Below are 21,395 nucleotides of genomic sequence, written 5' to 3'. Positions count from 1 at the left end.
GATACTAGCCTGCGGGCTGGTGCACCGCCCAGCGGGCGAGGCCATCCAGCACCAGCGAGGGGTGGTAGTCGGCGCCGGGCAGCAGCGGCATCAGCGCCGGTGCGCCGCCACCGTGCACCAGCAGCGACGGCGCTACACCCAGCAGCGTGTGCGCCTGCTGTGCGCTGCGTTCGATCAACGCCACCGCAGCGCCATCGCAGCCGGAGGCCAGCGCATCGGCGGTGTCGTTGGCGAACTCGCTGTAGTCGCCGCCGGTAGCCGGCAGCTGCACCGCGCGGGCATGCAGTGCTTCGCGCATGGTGGTGGGCGAAGCGGAGATGCGACCACCATGATGCCGGCCGTCGGCGTCGAGCAGATCAATCGTCAGTGCGGTGCCCACGCCGACCACCAGCACCGGGCGCTGCGCCTTGGCCGCGGCCAGCAGGGCCAGGAAACGATCGACGCCGAACTTTTCCGGCTTGGCATAGGCAATGCGCACACCGGCGCATTCGGCGCTGGTGCGCACGACATGCACGTTTTCGAAGCGGCGCTGCAGCTGGTCCAGCATGGCGCTGGTCAACGAGGGGGCGGCCACGCTGGCCACGAACGCGGTGCGGCCGCTGGGCAGGCTGTGCGGCGGCTGCCCGGCCATGCCTTCGGCGCCATGCGCCCAGGCCTGCACGTCACCGGCACGGTCGCCCTGCAACGGCGCGAACTTGAAGCGCGAGTTGCCGAGGTCGAACAACCAATCGCTCATGCCGCCCTCACGCTGACTTCGCCGGCGTGCAGCAGGCGTTCCTGGCCATCGATGCGCACGCGCAGTGCGCCGTCATCGGCCAGGCCAAGCGCGGTACCGTGCTGCCACTGCCCTTCCAGTTCCACGCGTACTTCGCGGCCGGCCAGCATGTCGAAGGCGGCGTAGCGCGGCAGGAACGGAGCGAGGCCTTCGCGATCGAATTCTTCCAGCGCCGGCAGCAGGCGCGTCAGCACGGCAGCAACGACCACGTTGCGGTCCACCGGCTTGCCGGCCAGCGTGTCCAGGTCCACCCACGGCTGGGTGATCTGCTCGGCGAACGACGGCGGCATGTGCGTGTTGATGCCGATGCCGATCACCGCGCGCGCCGGGCCGGCGTATTCGCCACCACCTTCAGCGAGCAGGCCGACCAGCTTGCGCTTGCCATCGACGATCAGGTCGTTTGGCCACTTCAGCTGCGCCTGGGTATAGCCCAGATCGTGCAGCGCTTCGGCCACGGCGATGCCGGCCACCAGGCTCAGCCCGGCCAGGCGGCCGAGGCCACCGGAGTACAGGCGCATCACCGACAGGTAGATATGCGCGGCCAGCGGCGAGGCCCAGGTACGGCCACGACGGCCGCGGCCACCGGTCTGGCGCTCGGCCAGCAGGACGCTGACCCCGCGCTGGGGCGCGCTGCACCGCAGCAATTCGGCGTTGGTGGAGTCCACTGTCCAGGCCACCTGCAGGTCGTGCAGCAGGGCCTGTGCGTCGGCAGGCAGGCCGGCGCGGATCGCGGCCGGGTCCAGCAGGTCGACCGGGCGGGTGAGCCCATAGCCTTCGCCAGCGCGGCCCTCAATGTCCACACCGGCGGCCCTAAGCCCTTGAATACGCTTCCAAATAGCCGCCCGGGTCTGGCCCAGCTCACGGGCCAGGGCGTCGCCGGACAGGCGACCGGCAGCGAGTTTGGCCAGTAATTGGCGATCGTCCACGGCAGCTTCCACGAAGTCAGGAAGGAATTATGCGGGAAAGCCGCCAGCGACGCCCGCCACGCTGGGTTCCGCAGGGGCTTCCAACGGGGCGCCGGGTTCGGGCTAGAATCGGGAACTCACCCTCCCTTAACGTGGATGTCGTCAATGCGCCGTTATGCCCATTGCCTGATCCTGCTGATGATGCCCTTCGCGGCGTCTGCGACGGCAGCGCTGGACGACAGCCGCGGCGCCTGCGTGTCCTCCAACGGTGATGCCGCCTCGCAGCGCGCGCCGACCGCAACCGCGTCGGCCGCCAGCACCAAGGCGGCACCGGTACGCCCGGCGGCCAGCACCACCACCGGCGGCGGTGGCAGCGACGACGACATGCTGCCGCGCATCCGCGCGCCGAAGTGGCACAGCTACCTGCCGGGAATGTTCCGCTGATCAAGTCGTTGCTGCAGTGGCTGCGGCCTGCGCCGCGGCCGATCGACGATGCACTTTGGGAAGAGGCCTGCCGCCGCGCGGCCTGGCTGCACGGCCTGGACGACAAGCGCCGCGCGCGTCTGCGCGTGCTGGCCACGCGCTTCCTGCATGAGAAGACCATTACCCCGATCGGCGAGCTGCAGCTGCAGGCCGGCGACGGCGTGCTGCTGGCGGCACTGTGCTGCCTGCCGCTGCTGGAGTTCGGCGAGGTGGGTCTGGAAGGCTGGTCGCAGCTGATCGTCTACCCCGATGCCTTCCGCGTGCACCGCAGCCACATGGATGCGGCCGGCGTGCTGCACGAGTGGGATGACGAGCTGATCGGCGAATCGTGGGACAGCGGTCCGTTGATCCTGTCCTGGGCCGACGTGCAGGCCGACCTGGCCGCGCCGCACGAGGGCTACTGCGTGGCGGTGCACGAGATGGTGCACAAGCTGGATGCGCTGGATGGCGCGATGGACGGCACACCGCCGCTGCCGCGCGAATGGCAGCGCGAGTGGGCCGCCACGTTCCAGCGCGCCTACGACGCCTTCTGTGCGCAGGTGGACGCAGGCGAAGAGACGCTGATCGATCCGTACGCGGCCGAGGCGCCGGAAGAGTTCTTCGCGGTGGCCAGCGAGTACCACTTCTCGGCGCCGGATCTGCTGCAGCAGGCGTTGCCGGAGGTGGCCGCACAGCTGCGGCGGTTCTACGGCGAGCCGCCCAAGATCGAAATACGGTAGTGCCGGCCGCTGGCCGGCAACCACGCAAGGCTACCGAAGATCATGAGGTTGCCGGCCAGCGGCCGGCACTACCGGAACATCACGCGTTGTTGCGCCAGGCGATACCCGGCGGACGGGAACGCGCGGCTTACGGCCCCGGCGGCAAACGCACTTCGAAGCGGGCGCCGCCCAGTTCGGCGGAACGGCCCACGGTCAGTTCGCCGCGGTAATCCTTGATCAGGTCCTGCACGATCGACAGGCCGATGCCATGGCCCTGCACGCGCTCGTCGCCACGCACGCCACGCTGCAGCACCTTGCCGATATCGTCCGGGGCAATGCCCGGGCCATCGTCGTCCACCGCCAGCAGCAGGCCGGCGCGGCGCGCGTTCGGGGCCGGCAGCGGCTGCGCGGTCAGCAGCACGCGGCGGTTGGCCCATTTGAAGGCGTTCTCCAGCAGGTTGCCGAGCAGTTCCTGCAGGTCGCCCGGTTCGCCGTGGAAGCGTGCCGCCGGGTCGATATCGAATTCGCACAGCACGCCCTTGGAGGCGTAGACCTTTTCCAGGCCACGCACGATCTCCTCGGCATTGGACTCGATCGGCAGCGGCGCGGAGAACAGCTTGTGGCCCGACGACGCCGCGCGTGCCAGCTGGTACGAGACCAGGTTGTTCATGCGTTGCAGCTGCACGTCCAGTTCTTCGCGCAGCGCGCTGTCGTCGGCGCCGCTGTCCATCTGCGTGCGCAGCACCGCGATCGGCGTCTTCAGGCTGTGCGCCAGGTCGGCCAGGGTGTTGCGCTGGCGCTCGAGGTTCTCGCGCTCGCTTTCGATGAAGGCGTTGATGCTGTCGGTCAGCGGTTCCAGCTCGCGCGGGTGGCGCTCGCTCATGCGCTCGGTCTCGCCGCGCTGCACCTTGGTCAGTTCGGTGATCACGCGGCGCAGCGGACGCAGGCTCCACTGCAGGATGACGGTCTGCAGCAGCAGCAGGATCAGGCCGATGCCGCCCAGGTAGAACCAGACGCGGCCACGGAACACGCGCAGCTGCGCACCCAGCGCGCGCGAGTCTTCCATCACGTAGATGGTGTACGGGAATTCGGTGGCGGGATCGGCGTCGGCGCCCCACACCAGGCCCAGGCCATAGCGGTAGACCGAGCCCTGGCTGCCATCGATCTGGATCATCGGCAGCGGGCCTTCGAACACTTCCTGGCGCGGCGCCAGCAGGCCGCCACCGACGGTGGGCAGCATGGGGCCTTCTGCGGACATCGAATTGCCCTTGCCGTGCGGCATCACCACCTGCAGGTACAGGCCACTGCCCGGCACGTCGAAGCGCGAATCCGGCGGCTGCTCGCGGATGTACAGCGAGCGGTCGCGGGTGAAGTCGATGCCGGCCGCGTAGGACGTGGCGTAGTTCTTCAGGCGCTCACGCAGGTTCGCCTTCGCCGTATCGGCGAAGGCGGCGTCGAGCGCGTAACCGGCCAGGGCCAGGAACGCAACCAAGCCCACGGACGCGGCGAGCATCTGGCGCGCCTGCAGTGAGCGCGGCCGCCAGCGTCGGAAGAACCACAGACGGCCGGACATCGTGTTATCGCCAGGGTGAGCCGGCTCAGCCCTCGTTGCGCGGGATCGCGAAACGGTAGCCGCGACCGCGCACGGTCTCGATCGGCTTCAGTTCGCCATCCGGGTCCAGCTTCTTGCGCAGGCGGCCGATGAACACTTCCAGCACGTTCGAGTCGCGGTCGAAGTCCTGCTGGTAGATGTGCTCGGTGAGGTCGGCCTTGGAGACCAGTTCACCGGCATGCATCATCAGGTACTCCAGCACCTTGTACTCGTAGCTGGTCAGGTCGACATTGCTGCCGGCCACGCTGACGGTCTGGGCAGCCAGGTCCAGGGCGACCGGGCCGCATTCCAGGGTCGGCTTGCTCCAGCCGGCGGCGCGGCGCAGCAGCGCGTTGACGCGGGCCAGCAGCTCTTCGACGTGGAACGGCTTGACCAGGTAATCGTCGGCGCCCTGCTTCAGGCCCTCGACCTTGTCCTGCCAGCTCGAACGCGCAGTCAGGATCAGCACCGGGAACTTCTTGCCTTCGTCACGCAGGGCCTTGATCAGCTCCATGCCCGACATCTTGGGCAGGCCGAGGTCGATGATGCCGACATCGAACGGAACTTCGCGCCCCATATAGAGGCCTTCCTCGCCGTCCTGCGCAGCATCGACGGCAAAGCCTTCGCGCTTGAGCCGGGCTGCCAGGGTCTCACGCAGCGGGGCTTCGTCTTCGACCAGAAGGATACGCATGAACTCTCCCTAGTGTCCTGGGTGTGGCCCGGAGGCCTGTGGGGTACGGGTTGATAGCGACAACTATCCCTGTTCAGGGGTTATCGCCGCGTAGTGATGACATATCCGACCGCGGCGTGCGCGGCTGTGAACGCGACGGGGCGGGGTCATCCATGTAGCGGACCCGGCCCCGGTCGTCCATGTACTTCACCCGGTTGATATCACGACCATCGAACGGCACGCGCTCGGCGCCGAGGATGTGGCCGCCGGTGGTGCGCTGCACGCGGCGCACGGCATCGGACAGCGAACGCTCGTCGCCACGGTTGCCGCGCTCGCCCCGCTCCATCATCTCCGCCCGCGCCTGCTCGCCACGCGGCGGCTGCTGTGCCAGCGCCGACGACAGCGGCACAGCCGACAGGACCACGCAGGTGGCCAGAGCAATGCGGCGATGGAAGGGAGCGGAAGACATCGATGCGATCCTAGCCGAGCACGGCGATTCGTTCAAAAGTCGTAAATCGGGCGCCGGGTTCGAAACCCAGCGTTTTACAAATCTTTTGCAAATTCTTGGTTTACAGCGGTGAATCCGGTCTGAACTTTTCCGGCCCTGCGCCCGCGTCGTTCAGCTAAGTGAACATTCGGGACGAATCGCCGTCCCTTGTCAAGTCAGGAATGTGACGGGCGTCACGCTGCGACGCGATCGGCGTCGCGTTCGGTCATCGCCAGCGCCTGCTCGACCAGGCTCCAATCGGCACCCGGGCGGTGTGCGCCCTCGCTCAGTACCTGGCGGAATGCGCGACCACCGGGCTGGCCGTGGAACAGGCCGAGCAGGTGGCGGGTGATGTGCTTCAGCGCCAGGCCTTCGCCCAGGCGCGCTTCCACGTAGGGGCGCAGCGCGCGCAGCAGGTCACCGCGGGCCTGCAGCGGGGCGCCGGTGTGCAGCGCCTCCAGCTGATGCAGCAGGTAGGGGTCGTGGTAGGCCGCGCGGCCCAGCATCACGCCATCGACGTGCGCGGCCTGCGCCTGCACCGCCTCGATGCTGGCCAGGCCCCCGTTGAGCACCACCGGCAGCGCCGGGCGCTCCTGCTTCAGGCGGTAAGCCCAGTCGTACTTCAGCGGCGGAACCTCGCGGTTCTCCTTCGGCGACAGGCCCTTCAGCCACGCGTTGCGCGCGTGCACCACCACCATCGCGGCACCGGCGGCAACCTGGCGGTCGACGAAGGCGGCAAACACGTCGTAGTCGTTGTCCTCGTCCACGCCCAGGCGGCACTTCACCGTCACCGGGATCTCGACCGCGTCGACCATTGCCGCCACGCACTCGGCCACCAGTACCGGCTCGCGCATCAGGCAGGCGCCGAAGCGCCCGGCCTGCACGCGGTCGGACGGGCAGCCGCAGTTGAGGTTGACCTCGTCGTAGCCCCACTCGGCGGCGATGCGCGCAGCCTGCGCCAGCAGCGCGGGATCGCTGCCCCCCAGCTGCAGCGCAAGCGGCTGCTCGCTGCGGTCGAAGCCGAGCAGGCGCTCGCGGTCACCGTGGATGACCGCGTTGGCATGCACCATTTCCGTGTACAGGCGCACACCCGGTGCCAGCACGCGATGGAACACGCGGCAATGGCGATCGGTCCAGTCCATCATCGGGGCAACGGACAGGCGCAGGGAATCGGCGTAACGGGCGGTGGCGGACGTCATCGGGGTGTTGATCGTGGAGACTGGCATTGCCAGTGAGATCAATAGTTTACACCGGACGGCTGAATGGCGGCGGGTGGATCCGGGGCCGCTCGACCGGCCCCGGGATGCCGCGTGGCTTACAACCCGCGGTTGCGCACCTGTTCCTGCTGCTGTTCCTGCGCACGCTGGTTGAACTGACTGTCCAGCGCTTCACTCTGCCGGCTGCTGGCCTCGACCGAGTGCGACACCGCCTGCTGGCGGTCGACGAAGGTCCGCTGCGCCGCCGGATCCCCCAGCTCGCCCTGCACCGCGAACAGGCCGGTGCCGTCGGGGCGGGCCACCACGTGGTCGATCTGGCGCATGCCCGACACCTTGCTTTCGTAGGCCAGCTGGCCGGCTGCCCGCTCGGCCTCCTGCGGGTTGTCGAACAGCGGCTTCAGCCCGGCCTGGGCACGCTGCTGCTCCAGCGCCTGCAGCTTGCCCAGCGCCTGATCGAAGCGCGCGTTGTCGGCATGCCCGGCGTCGCGCATGCTGGCCGGCGCTGCAGGTTCGACCCGGGCCGGTGCCGCCGGCGCGGTACCGGCCTTCACCGCGTTGGGGGCATCGACCTGCGCCAGGGTCTTGCGGCCCGCCTTGCCATCGTCGTCCAGGCCGTTGTTGGCCTGGAACTGCTTGACCGCTGCGAGCGTGTCCTTGCCATACACACCATCGGCGTGCAGCGGCTTGCCATCGGCCCCGGCATAGCCCAGCGCCGCCAGCTTGCCCTGCAAGGCCTTGACCTCATCGCCGCGCTCGCCCTGCTTCAGCACGCCATCGGCCATCGGCGCCTGCTGTGCACTGCGTGCCGCCTGCGCGGCCTCCGGGCCCTGTGCCTGCACCTTGCCGCCCAGGGTGATGCGGTCGTTGAGCATGTCGCCCAGGAACCTGCGGTACTGATCGGGCTCGAGCTCGATATGCGCGTGCACGGCACCCGGGGTACCGGCATCGGACTGGCGGATCAACGGAGCACCGTACTCGACGAAATCACCAGTCTTGTAGGGGGTGGTTCCACGCGCACCGTGCAGCACCTGCCCGACCAGTTCACGCTGCGGATGCCCGGCCGGATGGCTCCAGATGCTGACGGAGTTCCACTTGTCGTTGTTGACCTGCACGTACCCTGCGACGGGATTGGGAATCATCACTTCACGGTCGCCGCGCGGATTGCTCAGGATCAGATCCTTGTGCACCAGCGGAATGCCGTTGCGATCGCCGCGGGTCCGTACCGTTTCCAGCTCGCCCTCGACCATTGCCGACGGGCGGTCAGCCTTGGCGGCATTGCCGGTGCGCACGGCCTCGGCGTTGGTGTTCGGGTGATGGATCTTCAGTTCGCGGTAGGCATCCTCGCCACTGGTGCCATGACGCAGTGTGCGGTTGCTGCTGCCGTTGCCGAAGGGTTCGACCACGACGATGCGCTGGCCACCGGGCGCGGCGGCGGCATCGGGTTCGCGCGCAGTCGCGGGTGCGGGTGCGGGTGCCGCAGCAGGCGTGGCCGGTGCCACAGGCTGCGCCGGCGTGTGCTCGCGTACCGCCGTATCCAGGGCCTGCAGGGTCAGCCGACCGGCCTTGCCATCAACGGTCAGCCCATGCGCCTGCTGGAACTCGCGCACTGCATGCTCGGTATTGGCACCGTAGTGGCTATCGGCGGTCAGAGGTTGCCCGTTGCGGCCGGTATGGCCGGCCTGGATCAGCTTGGCCTGCAGGGCCTGGACCTCGGTACCGCGCTCGCCGGGTGCCAGCACGCCGTCGGCCATCGCCGATGCGGCCGCACGCTGGCCACGCTGGCTGGGCTCAGGTTCACCGAACGCCTGCTGGTAATCCTTGCCCCGGTAAGCCTCGGGGTTGTGGTTGACCTGGTCGTAGCGCGCCAGCCCGACCAGTGCGGTCTTCTCGGTGAGCGCACGATCACGCAACGAATCCCACAGGGTGGGTGAGCTCTGGAAGTGCACCTGCACATTGGCGTGCTTGTAGTCCTGCACCGCGCGGACGATCTGCTCGTCACTCAGCTCAGTCAGCTTGAAGTCTTCGCCATAGGCCTGCTGCAGGCCCTTCTGGAACACCGACCGGGTCATGCCGCGGTACTGCACCGAGGTACTCCACAGCGCATCCTGCACGGCCGCACCACGGCCGGAGAGATCGATGCCCACATCCTTCAGGCGGCCCATCTGCACGTCGTAGTACTTGTGCTGGATGAAGTCGTGCTGGTCCCTGGCAAACCCTGCCGGGTCGGCGGCCGCCACTTCCTTCCAGCGTTCGGTGAAGGCCGGGGTTCCTGCCTGCAGGCCGTTGAAGCGGCTGCCATAGCGCGAGGCGGCGACGTATTCGTCCACGCCGCCAACGTTGGTGGCGTACTGGTAACTGCCATACGACACGCCGCCATGGTCGCCCCTGCCAGTGGAAACGTGGCCGGGGCCGCGACCTCCGGTTTCGAAATGCGCCGACGTCTGGCCGCGATGCCAGCTGTCCATTGCCTGCTTTGCCTGGGTCACAACATCCATTTTCCTGCACTCCTTTGCGGGGGAATTACTTCGAGGTCAGTGCCTGCAGCACATCGGCACGGTTGGCCGTGCGATTGATCCGGCAGGACTGCGCGTCCAGCATCTGCCCCTGCCCGTCTTCGGCAGGGTTCCAGCTGCAGTAGCGATTGGTATCGGACATGTAGGCGGCCTGCTCGTCCATCAGCCTGTCCTTGTCCTTGCCGTCGGGACCGTCGACGATCCGGGTGAACGCCTGCTCGAGCCGCTGCTCCTGCCAGGCAAGCTCGTCATCACCACACGCCTGCAGTGCCGGTGTCTCGCCGCCGCTGGATTTCACGCACGCGGCGTACTGCGGCCGCAACGTCGCCTTGTTGTAGGAATCATCCGGGCGCTGCGGCGGCATGTCCTGGTCATCAGCATCGGCCGCCGTCGTGGCAGGTGCGGCGCGTGCAGGCTCTGCAGTGGCGGGCGGCGATGCAGTGGCCGGCGCGGCGGCCGCGGGGGCAGCTGCCGTATCCGCCTCCGGGCTCTTGGCCTGGCATGCCGCCAGGCTGAGGCCAAAGGCCAGCGCAAGCGCGATGGCCCCGGCCTTGCCGAACGTTTCACGGGGGGCCGCTGGAAGGTGGTTCGTTCCCTGCATTGCTTGCATCTCCTTGGCATCCAGGCGCGTGGCCCGTCAACGCGGGGCCGTCCATCGGCCCCATCACGAAACGCATGCTACGCGAGCGTGGATTTCAGATGCCTGACTGGATTCAGAATGCGTGCACGTCGTCGCAGAAGCAGGACGCGTAAACCTCAATGCCCACCCGCGCGCCCGCCCACCTGTTCGATCAACGTCTGGCTGGCCACATTCAGGCCCACCACCGTCACCTCGGCACCATGCGCGGCCAGCTTTCCCTGCGCGCGTTCCAGCGCGGCCACCGCCGTCAGGTCCCACAGATGGGCGTCACGCAGGTCAATCTGCACCTTCGGCGCCACGTGCTGGTAGTCGAACGCGGCGCCCAGCTGGCCGGCGGACGCGAAGAACACCTGCCCGCGTACGCGGTAGACCTGCGTGTCTCCGGCGTCCTCGCGCTGCACATCCAGCATGCGGCCAACCTTGCGAGCGAAGAACAGCGCCGACAGCAGCACGCCACTGAGCACGCCCTTGGCCAGGTCGTGGGTGGCCACGGTGACCACCACGGTCAGCAGCATCACGGTCGAGGAACTGCGCGGATGCGTGCGCAGGTCGCGCAGCGAGCGCCAGCTGAAGGTGCCGATGCTGACCATGATCATCACCGCCACCAGCGCGGCCATCGGGATCTGCCGCACCAGGTCACTGCCGTACACCACAAGCACCAGCAGCAGCACGCCGGCCACCAGGCAGGACAGGCGGCCACGGCCACCGGACGTCACGTTGATGACCGACTGGCCGATCATCGCGCAGCCCGCCATGCCGCCGAGGAAACCGGTGACCGTGTTGGCCACGCCCTGGCCGATGCATTCGCGGTTGCGCTCGCTGGGCGTCTCAGTGATGTCCTCGACGATCTGCAGGGTCATCATCGATTCGAGCAGGCCAACCACGGCCAGCGTGGCCGACACCGGCAGCAGGATGCGCAAGGTCTCCCAGGTGAGCGGCACATCGGGGATGAGGAACTGCGGCAGGCTGTCGGGCAGCTGGCCCATGTCGCCGACGCTGCGCACGTCCACACCAAACCCGATCACCACGGCAGTAAGCACGACGATCGCCACCAGCGGCGAAGGCACCGCGCGGGTGAGGCGCGGCAGCAGGTAGATGATCGCCAGGGCGGCGGCACACAGCACGTAGACCGTGGGACCACGGCCGATCAGCTCGGGCATCTGCGCCAGGAAGATCAGGATCGCCAACGCGTTGACGAAGCCGGTGATGACCGAGCGCGAGACGAATCGCATCAGCGAGCCAAGCTTGAACACGCCGGCCAGCACCTGCAGCAGGCCAGCCAGGATGCTGGCGGCGAACAGGTACTGCAGGCCGTGGTCCTTGACCAGGTCGACCATCACCAGCGCCATCGCGCCGGTGGCGGCGGAGATCATGCCCGGGCGGCCACCGGCAATGGCGGTGACGACCGCGATGGAGAACGCGGCGTACAGGCCGACCTTCGGGTCGACGCCGGCGATGAGCGAGAAGGCGATGGCCTCGGGAATCAGGGCCAGGGCGACGACCATGCCGGACAGCAGATCACCACGGATGTTGCCAAGCCATTGCTGGCGCAGGGGGTAGGACGTTTGCATGGGAAAACTCCGCGCACACGCGGGCGTGGCCGCATGGCGCTGCAGTGGAAAGACACGGGTTCCTGAGCCGGGCGGGCCGGCTGCCGATGTGCGGCAAAGGTCAGGGTGGCGTGATCACTGCAGTGCGTCGTCGGGGAGCGTGGGAGGGGCGAAGTCTACGGGAAGGGCCCGGGCGGCTCAAATGGCCGCCCGGGCCGTTGTTTCCAGACCGACACCTGGTCTGCGCTAGTAGCCGGTTACATCCAGCACCGCGAGGGCTGCATTGTTCCCGGTATAGGTGAACCGGGTGGGTAGAGGCAGTCCGTAGTAGGGGCCGTAGGTACGCCGCGCCGTCTGCGTCATCCCGAAGGTGATGGTTCCACCGTTGACCGCCCCTCCGGAAACACTTACGTCCTCGTGCTGCAGGTACTCCTGTGGATCGCCCCATCGCTGGAATGTGTTCGCCGAGTCGTACGCGTAGACCAGGGGCATCACTGCCCATGCACGTCCCGGATCAAACTGGGCGCTCCCCTGCCAGCCAGGCCGTGTCGACGCAGAACGAAGGCCAGCCACCCGCGCGGCTTTCCTGCCCGCATCGAACATCAGCCGGCCGGCACCGTCACGGATGATCAGGCCAAAATTGCTCGGTGGTTCCTGTGGCGGTGCGTACACATACCACTGCACCACTGCGCCTGGAGGACCGAACAGGTACAACCCAGCCGAGTATCCGTCGATCTGATTGTAGTACTGGCTTCCAACCACCGAGGTCGAACGCACGGCAACCATGCCGGCATGGTTGCCGATGTACCTGCTTCCTTCCCCATCCAGCGTGGTCGTGCCTTGAGCCAGCATCGCGAGTGTCGGGAAGGCATCGTCGATCAGTACGGTGCCCCAGTCATTGATGATCTTGATTCCTGCAGTCATGTCAGCGGGCCCATATTTCGACGATGCCGGGATAGCGGTCCTTGGCGGGAACATTGACATGACGCCAGCTGACGATGCCGGAGGCCACATCAATGGAGAAGTCCGGGGCATACCTGCCGCGGGCAACCGCCGTCAGATCGGTATCTTCCGGTTGCCGGGAGAAGGCTGCGCTGCCGTCGACCGTGCTGTACTGGATGCTTGCAAGCACGCGGAACAACCTGCCTTGCGGGTCATAGCCCAGACTGCCATCCGCGTTGAAGACCTGAATTCCTGCTGGCATCACCACACCCCCATCTGCACACGCAGCGTTCCGGCTGCATCAAATACCTGGATCACATTGTTGACGATGGTCAGATAGCCGCCGTTGTCGGGGCCGGTCATGGTCATCGCGCCGCTCTTGTCCAGCCGCCAACGTGGCTGCCCTCTCGCACCCACCGCATTGGACTGGATGAAATCGCCGATCATCGCGTTCTGGATCCTGCCGTTTCCGATCAGTGCCTGACTGATGAAGGTCTGGCCATTCTCGACCACGAAAGGCGTGGTGATCTGTCCATTTCTCTCGTTGATCAGCGCGAAGCGATCAGCCTGCATCAGGATCTGGCTCTGGTAGCTGCCATCTGGCTGCTGCTCGACGCCCAGCCCCATGCCAGCCATGTAGATCTGTCCGGCGCTGGTGATCTGCGCCTTGACCGTATAGGTCGCGCTGACCTTGCCATCCAGGTTGACCACGGCCTGCGAGACCTGCTGGACCGCAGCACTGACACCTTCGATCTTGCCGGGTACACCGTCGATGGACGCTTCGACCGTGTCCACACGCTTGGCCAATGCCGCGTCCTTCTCGGCCATCACGCTGTAGACGGTGATGGCGCCGGCACTGACATCGTTCTCGCCGACGTTGTAGTCCTCCTCACCGGCACTGTGGTCGCTGACCTGGGCGAACAGGCCATCGACCTTCTGCCCCTGCGCGGCCACCTTGCCATCGACGTCGGTAACGTCCATTTCCAGCTGGTCGACCCGGCCGACGATGGCGCCCGCCTCGGCGATCGCGTCGCCGATGTTCTTCCAATGGCTGCCCGGCGGCGTCTCGTTGCCTGCAGCGGCGCCCTGCCAACTCCAGATCCTGCCGTCGTGGATGACGGATTGCCCTGGGCTGTAGATTGCCTCGGCATCCCAGACCAGCGGCAGCACCTGGGTGACGCGCTCGATCTTGCCCCTCAGCTGTTGGCCCAACGCGCTTTCGTTGATGCGGCCGGCAAAGTAGGCGTCGTAGTCATCCGGGTTGCTGCTCGACTCACCCATCACCCCTGCTTGCGCCGGATACCACGGGCCGATGTTGCCACTTCGATCCACCAGCCGTCCCCAGAACCAGAAGCGCGCGCCAGCTGCCAGGCCGTTCATCTGGTGCTGGGCCTGCGGGTAGGCGAAGTCGCCCAGCTTGATCGCACTCTCGCGATTGGGGCCGGTGCCGTACCAGAGTTCGGTCCGTTCGGTATCGGTTGCACCTGCGGGGAAGCCCCAGGACAGTGCGATGCCGAAGGGGCGGGCAGCGCTGGTCAACGATGCCAGCGAGGGAGGCGGCGTCGTCTTGCCTTCAATGGTGGTGAGCGCGCTGAGCGTCGGCTGCGACACCGCGCCCAGCGCATTGACCGCGCGTACGCGGGCCAGATACTGGCCGGCGTAGACGCCACGCACTTCCAGGCTCTGCGTCCCGACGCGACCGGCGCGGACCCAGTTGAGATCACCACGACGCCATTCCACGTCATAGCCGATCGCCTTGTCCGCCGCATCCCACTCGATGGAGAGCACGGACGTGGCGATGCCCTGGTCCACCACCACATGCGAGGCCATCCGCACGTTGGCCGGAGGCGGCTGCACGCTGGGCGGAATGATGCTGATCGGCGGCTGCTCCAGGCGCGTGCCATCGTCGATGGCGGCGTACTTGCCCGGCACGTGCTTGAGCGCGGTGATCTGGTAGGTCAGCTCTTCGCCTTCGCTGATCGACAGCACGCGATAGTGCTGCAGGGCCAGCTCCGGTGATTCCAGCGCCCAGACCGACTGCGCCACCGGCACCGCCGACCACGGCGCGGTGACGGTCACCGTCTCGCCGTCCACCGACTGCACCGTGCGTGCTTCGGTCTGCCCGCTGGGCAGGGTGGCGCGCAGGGTGTCACCGGCAGCGATCTGTTCCGGCATGCGATCCAGCACCAGGCTGCGCGTACCCGCACTGCGGATGCGACCCGCATTGCGGCGGCCGGCGCGGTTCGGGTCGGCCACCTGGATCACATCGCCAGGCATGCAGCCCAGCGCGTCCAGGCCCACCGAGAAGCTGATGGTTTCGGTTTCCAGCATTTCGGTATGCAGGATGTGGTTGCCCACGCGCTGCGCCTGCGAGCGCGAGTGGCAACCCACCGCCGTCACTTCGGTCTGGTTGATGCCGTAGCGGGCCACGCCGGGCAGGTGCTGTACCACTTCGACCTTCTGCCGGCCGAAGTCATCCGGATCGATCCACGACACCAGGGCCACCGTGTGCCGCGCCGTGCGGCTGCTGCCGGCATAGTGGAAGCGGCCTTCGATGACATTGGCCTGGCTGTAGGTCAGCACCGGGTCCTTGGGCATGTCGGCAGAGGCCATCACCTGCCCCGCCGCATAGAAGCTGATGCCGCGGAACATGGTGGCGATGTCCTGCAACACGCGATAGGCCTCGGCGCGGGTCTGCAGATACAGGCTGCAGGTGAAGCGCGGCTCCTTGCCACCCTGGCCATCGCTGACCAGTTCATCGCAGTAGCGCGCGATCTGGTACAGCCGCCACTTGTCCACCCAGTCCAGCGGAACACGATGGCCCAGGCCGAAGCGATCGTTGGTGACGATGTCGAAGAACACCCAGGCCGGATTGTTGGTCCACCCGCTCTTGAAGGTACCGTCCCACACGCCGCTGTAGAGACGGCTGAGCGGATCGTAGTTGGAGGGGATGCGCACAATGCGCCCCCACAGCTGGTAGGACCGGGTGGGGATGTTCTGGAACTGGCTGGCGTCGACCTGCACTGCCGCCAGCGCACAGTTCGGATAGCGCAGCTTGGCATCGATGATCTCGGTCATCGACAGCACGTTGATGGTATCGGCGATGGTGCTGCTGTTGGCGTTGGCGGTCAGCCGGCGGATGCGCACCTGCCACTGGCTGCCGGCAGGCAGGTCGATGCGGCGGCTGCGCTCGTACTGGCTGGTGGTCTTGCCACTGAAGGCATCGGTCAGCACCGTGCTGAACGGGCCACCATCGGTGGAAAGATCCACCGCATACATGATCCGGTAGCCCTCGGTATCACCGTTCTCGGTATTGGTCTTCTGCAACGCAGGCACCGCGAAGCGGATACGGACGGCCGACAGGTCGGCACCCGATACGGTGCGTACCACCGGCGCATCGCTGCGCAGCTCGACGTTGACACCGACTTCGTTCTCGATGGAGGGGAAGCCGCTGATGTGCTCCTGGTCCTGAGTGCCGGAGCGTGTCTGCACGTCCACGCCGGAGAAGTTCAGCGTGCCGTCCGGGTTTTCGATCGGCACCTGGTCCAGGTAGATCGACTGCTTGCCGGCGACCAGGCCGCGGATCTCGCCTTCGCTGGCAAGGTCGATGATGCGGGCCACCGCCATCGAGTGCAGGCTGTCGGCGGTTTCGACCGGGGTTCGGGCGTTGCTGCCACCCTTCTTCGCGCCCGCCAGCAGGGGAGCCGCTGCACCGCGCGCACGCGGTACGGAATGAGTGATCTGATTCAAAACTGGTCCTCCGCCAGGATGCCGCCGCTGATCACGGCCGAGCCGATGAACATGCCCTTGCTGTCATGGCCGCCATAGGCGACCGGCACGGGGTTGCCCTGCGCCTGTGTGTTGACGGTGCCGTTCATGCTGTAGCTGGGCGCGTTGTCGGGTGAGTCTTTGGCGCCTACGCCCTTTGGTTGTGGGGTGAGCATCTGGGCGACGCCGCCGAACACCATGCCCCAACCAATGTTGACCAACGCACCTCCAACGGGTGCGGCCCAGCCATATGACAGGCCGGTAATAACGTTGCCAACAACGATCAGGACCACTCCAATGACGGTCTGCAACACGCCGCCCCGCTTGCTCCCCACCATCACCGGCGCGATGCGGATGTCATCCTTCCCCGGCGGGTCGTGCAGCTGATCCCGCGACAGGTTCTGCCGGCCGTTGAACACGGCAAACTCCATGCCCTTGGACTTGGCCCCCATCAGGTACTGCTGGAACCCCGGCAGCATCGTGCACAGCGCATGCACGGCCTCGGCCGGGCTGTTCACCGCCAGCCGGAACCTGCGCCCGAAGCGGGCACCCAGCTTGCCGTACAGGCGGATCGTACGAAGACGGTCAGTCATGACGCACCTCGCGATGGCGGACGATGCAACGGGTACGCTCGGCCCACATGCCGCCGTAGGGTACGGTCTCGGACAGGCGGCCATGCAGGTGATGCAGCATCTGCCCGTCGCCGAGGTAGATGCCTGCGTGATTGGTGACCGGTGAGCGGATCTGCATCAGGATCATGTCGCCCCGCTGCGGTTCGCCCTCGATCAGGTCGAAGCCCTCGGCGTACAGCCGTTCAAGGCTGTACAGGTCCTGGCCATGGCTCCACCAGTCGTCCTGGCGTTCGTACTCGGACAGCGGGATGCCCAGTTCGCGTGCGTGGAAATCGCGGACCAGGCTGTAGCAGTCCAGCACGCCGTGGGCAAACTGGCGACCGACCAGCGGTGCCGCATAGCCCGAGGGATGCAGCGTTTGCAGGTCACCGCACAGCGGCGCCTCGCCGGCCACCTGGCCGACGCTGACGATGTGCCAGGTCAGCCCGCTGCGCTCGCACATGACCCGATCGGCATCGGAGGGCGTCGCGGCGGCATCGGGGTGACTGTGCACCAGGGCCAGCACCTCGCCCTTGTCCTCGGCCACGGCATAGTCTTCAGCCGGCAGGCGGAAATGCTCGCTGGGCGTGGCGGCCACGTTGCGGCAGGGAAGATAGCGTTCGTGGCCTTCAATGGCGACGATCAGCCCGCAGCATTCGCGCGGGTACTCGGCCACGGCGTGCGCCTGGATGGCCTGCAGGGTTGTCGGTTGCATGTTTCACCCATGAAAAAGGCCCGCGCGGGCGGGCCTGGAAAGTGGAGTCGGGAGGGGTCGATCAGGAGCGCAGCAGGCCTGCGGCGGGGAAGCCACCATAGGGCAGCGGCTTGTCCTGGCCAAAGCGCAGCTTGCAGCTGCGCACCCGGCCGCCGCACTGGTCGCGTGCCGGATCGTCGGTGGCGACGTCGTCGCTGTCCGCTACCGCCGGACCGTTGTAGCCGCAGTACGCGCCGCGATAGCCACCACGCACCAGCCAGCCACACATGCCGGCGATGATCTGCCTGCCCGGCAACTGCTGGCCATTGAGATCAATCGCGGTGGTCAGCTCGAACTCGACCATCTGCTTGTCTTCGCCGATCTTGCGCTCGATGAACCAGACTTCGTCGGGGAAATGCTCGGCAGGATCCGCACTGGGATTGCCTTCCTCGAAGTTGGTGGCATCCAGGTACTTGCCCAGCGTCTGCCGGCGGATGATGCGGGCACCGACCAGGTCATCGAACAGCAGGCACATGGCGGTGATGCGGCCATCGATGTTGCTCACGCGCAGGCGTGGGTTCGGTGGCTGGTCACTGGTGCGTTCGAAGCCACTGGCCTCGATCGGCCAGGGGCCATACTCCTGGCCCTGCCACCAGATGACACCACTCTGCAGGTGTGCGTGGAAGAACAGCTTGTCGGCACCGAAACTGCTGGCGTCGAGTTCGTAGACGGTGATGCGGCCACCCGGCTCAAGCTGCTGGGCATCGGCGGTGATCATGGGGTGTACTCCTGTGCGGCAATGGGAAGAGAGGGTGGCACGGGATACCGCTCCTGGCCGCGCGGTACGATGACGTGGTGGCCCGGGCGCAGCGACGTAGTGGTAGTGAAGCAGGCGTGCTTTGACGCCTGCGGAGGCGTGGTTGTCATGGCTCAGAGCTCCGCATCGGCCTGCACCAGCACCTGTGAGGTGGTCGACCACACCACCACCGCGCCCCACTGCTGCATGTTGTTGGACATCGTGGACAGCACGGCCGCGTCCACGGTGGACTGCCAGCCCGGATCGCCACCGTTGAAGTTGATGAGGCTACCTTCGGAGCCGAAGCCGACCAGGTTGAGCGCGGCAGAGGGCGAGGTGACCCTGGGCGCCACGCGCTTGCGTACCTTGAACGGAATGCAGGCGCGCGTGTCGCCGTTGGCGGTGTAGGTGATGCCCAGGATCCGGTTCACATCCACCGTCTCGTAGTAGCGCTGGCACAGCAACAGCTCCAGTGCTTCGGGCCGGCGATCGAAGTCGGTCGCGGTATCGCCTTCTTCGATCTGCACTTCGGCCAGCTGCACGCTGCCGCTCTTCTGCCCAGCGGCGAACGCCCGCCCGCCGAAGTCAGCACCGGCATCCAGCCAGAAGCTCAGTTGCAGGTAGCTGTCCGGGCCCAGCGTCCTGCCGGCAAGGCCGGGAACTTCCACGGTGACCTGGTGCCATCGCCACAGCGTATCGAGCACGACCGAGGCGCCGATACTATCGCGCGCGGTGGACCCGCCCGTTCCGTAGGACTGCTGCAGTTCCACACCGATGCGGAAATCGTCCACCGAGGACCGCGCCTTGAAGCTGATGGTGACGGTGCGCCCGGCCAGGCTCCGGACGTCCTCGATGCGCTGTTGGACCAGTGCCATGTTGCCGGCACCGGCCACGCTCTGCACGTCCAGCCGGAGCAGGTGGCGTGATCCGGCCAACAGGCGCCCTCCCTGACCGCCGCCTGCAGGCACATCCTCGCGTGTGGCAGCTACCTTGGTGCCGGTGGCATTGGCCTGCCAGCGGTCAGCGATGTAGCGAGTGCCCACGGATGCAGGGAACACTGCACCACGCTGCCAAAGGCGGAAGTCGCCGTTGATCAGCCAGTTGCGGCCAGCCATTCGGCCATCCAGCCCATCCACCGCGGTCTGGACGGTATCCAATCCGCCATACACTTCGGCGAAGTTCTCGTTGACCTTGGTGAAAGCCGGGCGCTGTGTCTCACCCCGCTTGCCGTTCGCCTGAACGGTATCGAGGTCGATGATTTTCATTGTCATTCTTGTTTTCCTGATTCCAGGTCGCTGGTGCCGCAACAGCGCGGTGTCCTCTTCGCCGGTGCGAAAAGAAATCGATGGATCAGATCTCAGCCTCAAGGATGATGCTGATTCCACCGGCTTTGGGCGCGATATAGCCCGATGCCCCCGGGGACATGCCGCCTGTAGCCACTCCCGCGGTGATCGCCGCACCCGATACCGAGACCGGAATGATGTTGAAGGACGAGCCAGGCGCATTGCCCCCAGCGATACCGAAGCCTGTCATGTTGACACCGCCCCCCAGCGTTCGCGCCGTGGGCTTGCTGCGCATCGGTTGGAACGAGAGCTGACCCACGCAGTCGAACTGCCCGAGAGCCGTGCACACCGAGAACGCATCACCCGCGCTGATATCAATGCGTTGCGCGTACCAGCCACACAGCGCTGCCTCGTGGGACAGTGGCCGGGTGTCATAGCCTGTCGCCGTGCCTCCCTGTTCCCACTGAAATCCGCCGAAGAACAACTGCCCCGACTGGGCACCCAGCTTGGCATTGCGGACATCGAATCCATTGCCGGATGACAACCATACTGCGACGGCCGCGTAGTGATTCGTGCTCGCTACCGTTTTTCCAGAGACCGACGGCAGGGTGACCGTCTTTCTGATGTGGTTTACACCTTGCGCCAGGCTGAAAACCTCAGCGTCCACCCCCAGAATCGTCTCCGAGCCGCCGGTACCGAAGTTCTGCAGGAACTCAATCGCGATCTTCCGTCCAGCCGCCCCTGGGTTGTAGACGGTGAAAGAAACGGTGCTGACCACTCCGGCAAAGGTCCGCACGTTCTCAACCCGCTGTTCAAACACGAAGTAGTGCCCGAATGCATCCTGATTGCCGGTCGAGTTTGTCCCCATCGAGAGGCGGGCATCGTCAAAGACACCGTCTCCCGGCACGTTGTTGCTGGCAAAGACGCTGGCGTCGGTCATGAGTCCGATCTGAACGAACCATCGATCCGGGCCGTACCCGGTCTGTCCAACCGGTGTTCCTCTCGTCCAGAGATCGAAGTTGCCGTTGATGAGGCGGTTCTTTCCAGGAATTCGCCCATGGATGGCGCTGTCGACCGCTGCGGGAAGCGTCGCGATGGCGTTACGGACTTCGGCTTTGGCCTGCTCTGCTTCCTTCTCGATCTCCGTCTTCAGCTGTTCAACGTCTTCTACGATGGTCGCCACGCTGCCCAGCGCACCATACACTTCGGCGAAGTTGTCGTTGATCTTGGTAAACGCCGGGCGCTGGGTTTCACCCCGCTTGCCGTTGGGCTGGACGGTGTCGAGGTCGATCGTGCGTTGTGCCATGTGTAGTGCTCCTCAGGAGTCGAGCGTGTCCGACACCGATTCGGCGGCCCAGCCGAACGCAGCCGGCTGCGGCAGCTGCGCCTGTACCTGCTGCCAGTCGGGCGCGGTCACGTCAACGTTGGACTCAACAGCTTCCAATGCGAGGTTGACAGCGTCACGCCAGGCAATCATGGCGATGGCGTCCTGTGCGTAGCGTGGCACTGCACTGCCTACGTAGCTGCAGCAACTCTCGATGCTGTCATAGCCACGATCGCGGGCACACTGCGCCATCCACTCCCACGCCTTGCTGCGCATGAAGCGATGGAACTGCGCCGAACCAGGCGCGAACAGTGGCGGTACCGGTTCTGGCTCATTACCTGCGGTACACCAGGCCTCATAGTCGCTCCACAAGCGATGGCCGCGTGGAATGAAGGCGCCGGTCTGCAGACACTTGATGATGTCGATCTCTTCGGTCAGTTGATACATG

General features: G+C 66.3%; 20 protein-coding genes. 2 read left to right on the top strand and 18 right to left on the bottom strand.

Annotation, left to right across the window (positions count from 1 at the left end):
• Window positions 1-4: 4 nt before the first annotated feature.
• Both EGM71_RS01295 and birA read right to left on the bottom strand, forming a co-directional pair.
• Window positions 5-736, bottom strand: a complete 732-nt coding sequence (locus EGM71_RS01295) for a type III pantothenate kinase (RefSeq protein WP_188487255.1) — start codon at window positions 734-736, stop codon at window positions 5-7.
• On the bottom strand, window positions 733-1,701 hold the full coding sequence (birA, locus tag EGM71_RS01290) for a bifunctional biotin--[acetyl-CoA-carboxylase] ligase/biotin operon repressor BirA (RefSeq protein ID WP_188487253.1): 969 nt from the start codon (window positions 1,699-1,701) through the stop codon (window positions 733-735). Before birA ends, EGM71_RS01295 begins: the two co-directional genes overlap by 4 nt.
• Window positions 1,702-1,845: 144 nt before the next feature.
• Here birA and EGM71_RS01285 point away from each other — a divergent pair, with 144 nt between their 5' ends.
• Both EGM71_RS01285 and EGM71_RS01280 read left to right on the top strand, forming a co-directional pair.
• The gene (locus EGM71_RS01285; RefSeq protein WP_188487251.1) at window positions 1,846-2,124 is read left to right on the top strand and encodes a hypothetical protein; all 279 of its coding nucleotides are present in this window, start codon (window positions 1,846-1,848) and stop codon (window positions 2,122-2,124) included.
• The gene (locus tag EGM71_RS01280; protein WP_188487250.1) at window positions 2,091-2,882 is read left to right on the top strand and encodes a zinc-dependent peptidase; all 792 of its coding nucleotides are present in this window, start codon (window positions 2,091-2,093) and stop codon (window positions 2,880-2,882) included. The genes EGM71_RS01285 and EGM71_RS01280 overlap by 34 nt, the downstream gene beginning before the upstream one ends.
• A gap of 127 nt (window positions 2,883-3,009) precedes the next feature.
• Here the strand turns inward: EGM71_RS01280 and EGM71_RS01275 are convergent, their stop codons facing one another.
• The 16 genes from EGM71_RS01275 to EGM71_RS01200 form a co-directional block, all read right to left on the bottom strand.
• Window positions 3,010-4,434 (bottom strand): ATP-binding protein, encoded by a 1,425-nt coding sequence (locus tag EGM71_RS01275; protein WP_188487248.1) that lies wholly within the window; start codon window positions 4,432-4,434, stop codon window positions 3,010-3,012.
• A gap of 25 nt (window positions 4,435-4,459) precedes the next feature.
• Window positions 4,460-5,143, bottom strand: a complete 684-nt coding sequence (locus tag EGM71_RS01270) for a response regulator transcription factor (protein WP_004136763.1) — start codon at window positions 5,141-5,143, stop codon at window positions 4,460-4,462.
• A gap of 73 nt (window positions 5,144-5,216) precedes the next feature.
• Entirely contained in the window at window positions 5,217-5,591 is a 375-nt protein-coding gene (locus EGM71_RS01265) for a hypothetical protein (RefSeq protein ID WP_010487000.1), read from the bottom strand.
• A 212-nt stretch (window positions 5,592-5,803) separates the two neighbouring features.
• Window positions 5,804-6,835, bottom strand: a complete 1,032-nt coding sequence (gene dusA, locus EGM71_RS01260; RefSeq protein WP_188487246.1) for a tRNA dihydrouridine(20/20a) synthase DusA — start codon at window positions 6,833-6,835, stop codon at window positions 5,804-5,806.
• Between the two features lie 89 nt (window positions 6,836-6,924).
• On the bottom strand, window positions 6,925-9,321 hold the full coding sequence (locus EGM71_RS01255) for a peptidoglycan-binding protein (protein WP_188487244.1): 2,397 nt from the start codon (window positions 9,319-9,321) through the stop codon (window positions 6,925-6,927).
• 25 nt (window positions 9,322-9,346) lie between these two features.
• Window positions 9,347-9,940, bottom strand: coding sequence for a lysozyme inhibitor LprI family protein (locus EGM71_RS01250; RefSeq protein WP_188487242.1), 594 nt, complete (start codon window positions 9,938-9,940; stop codon window positions 9,347-9,349).
• A 155-nt stretch (window positions 9,941-10,095) separates the two neighbouring features.
• Complete coding sequence (locus EGM71_RS01245) at window positions 10,096-11,550, bottom strand: SulP family inorganic anion transporter (RefSeq protein WP_188487240.1); 1,455 nt, start codon at window positions 11,548-11,550, stop codon at window positions 10,096-10,098.
• A 225-nt stretch (window positions 11,551-11,775) separates the two neighbouring features.
• Entirely contained in the window at window positions 11,776-12,453 is a 678-nt protein-coding gene (locus EGM71_RS01240) for a hypothetical protein (RefSeq protein WP_188487239.1), read from the bottom strand.
• A 1-nt stretch (window position 12,454) separates the two neighbouring features.
• Complete coding sequence (locus EGM71_RS01235) at window positions 12,455-12,733, bottom strand: hypothetical protein (RefSeq protein ID WP_188487237.1); 279 nt, start codon at window positions 12,731-12,733, stop codon at window positions 12,455-12,457.
• Window positions 12,733-16,221, bottom strand: coding sequence for a host specificity protein J (locus tag EGM71_RS01230; RefSeq protein WP_188487235.1), 3,489 nt, complete (start codon window positions 16,219-16,221; stop codon window positions 12,733-12,735). The genes EGM71_RS01235 and EGM71_RS01230 overlap by 1 nt, the downstream gene beginning before the upstream one ends.
• Window positions 16,218-16,757, bottom strand: a complete 540-nt coding sequence (locus EGM71_RS01225; protein ID WP_262975128.1) for a tail assembly protein — start codon at window positions 16,755-16,757, stop codon at window positions 16,218-16,220. Before EGM71_RS01225 ends, EGM71_RS01230 begins: the two co-directional genes overlap by 4 nt.
• 67 nt (window positions 16,758-16,824) lie before the next feature.
• On the bottom strand, window positions 16,825-17,565 hold the full coding sequence (locus EGM71_RS01220) for a C40 family peptidase (RefSeq protein WP_188487232.1): 741 nt from the start codon (window positions 17,563-17,565) through the stop codon (window positions 16,825-16,827).
• A gap of 61 nt (window positions 17,566-17,626) precedes the next feature.
• On the bottom strand, window positions 17,627-18,322 hold the full coding sequence (locus EGM71_RS01215) for a phage minor tail protein L (RefSeq protein WP_188487230.1): 696 nt from the start codon (window positions 18,320-18,322) through the stop codon (window positions 17,627-17,629).
• 152 nt (window positions 18,323-18,474) lie between these two features.
• Window positions 18,475-19,611 (bottom strand): hypothetical protein, encoded by a 1,137-nt coding sequence (locus tag EGM71_RS01210; RefSeq protein ID WP_188487228.1) that lies wholly within the window; start codon window positions 19,609-19,611, stop codon window positions 18,475-18,477.
• A 79-nt stretch (window positions 19,612-19,690) separates the two neighbouring features.
• Complete coding sequence (locus EGM71_RS01205) at window positions 19,691-20,929, bottom strand: hypothetical protein (protein ID WP_188487227.1); 1,239 nt, start codon at window positions 20,927-20,929, stop codon at window positions 19,691-19,693.
• A gap of 12 nt (window positions 20,930-20,941) precedes the next feature.
• On the bottom strand, window positions 20,942-21,394 hold the full coding sequence (locus EGM71_RS01200; protein ID WP_188487225.1) for a hypothetical protein: 453 nt from the start codon (window positions 21,392-21,394) through the stop codon (window positions 20,942-20,944).
• Window position 21,395: the final 1 nt, after the last annotated feature.

This window comes from Stenotrophomonas maltophilia, assembly GCF_006970445.1.
Lineage (GTDB): Bacteria > Pseudomonadota > Gammaproteobacteria > Xanthomonadales > Xanthomonadaceae > Stenotrophomonas > Stenotrophomonas maltophilia_AU.
This window is presented reverse-complemented; position numbering and strand designations above follow the sequence as displayed.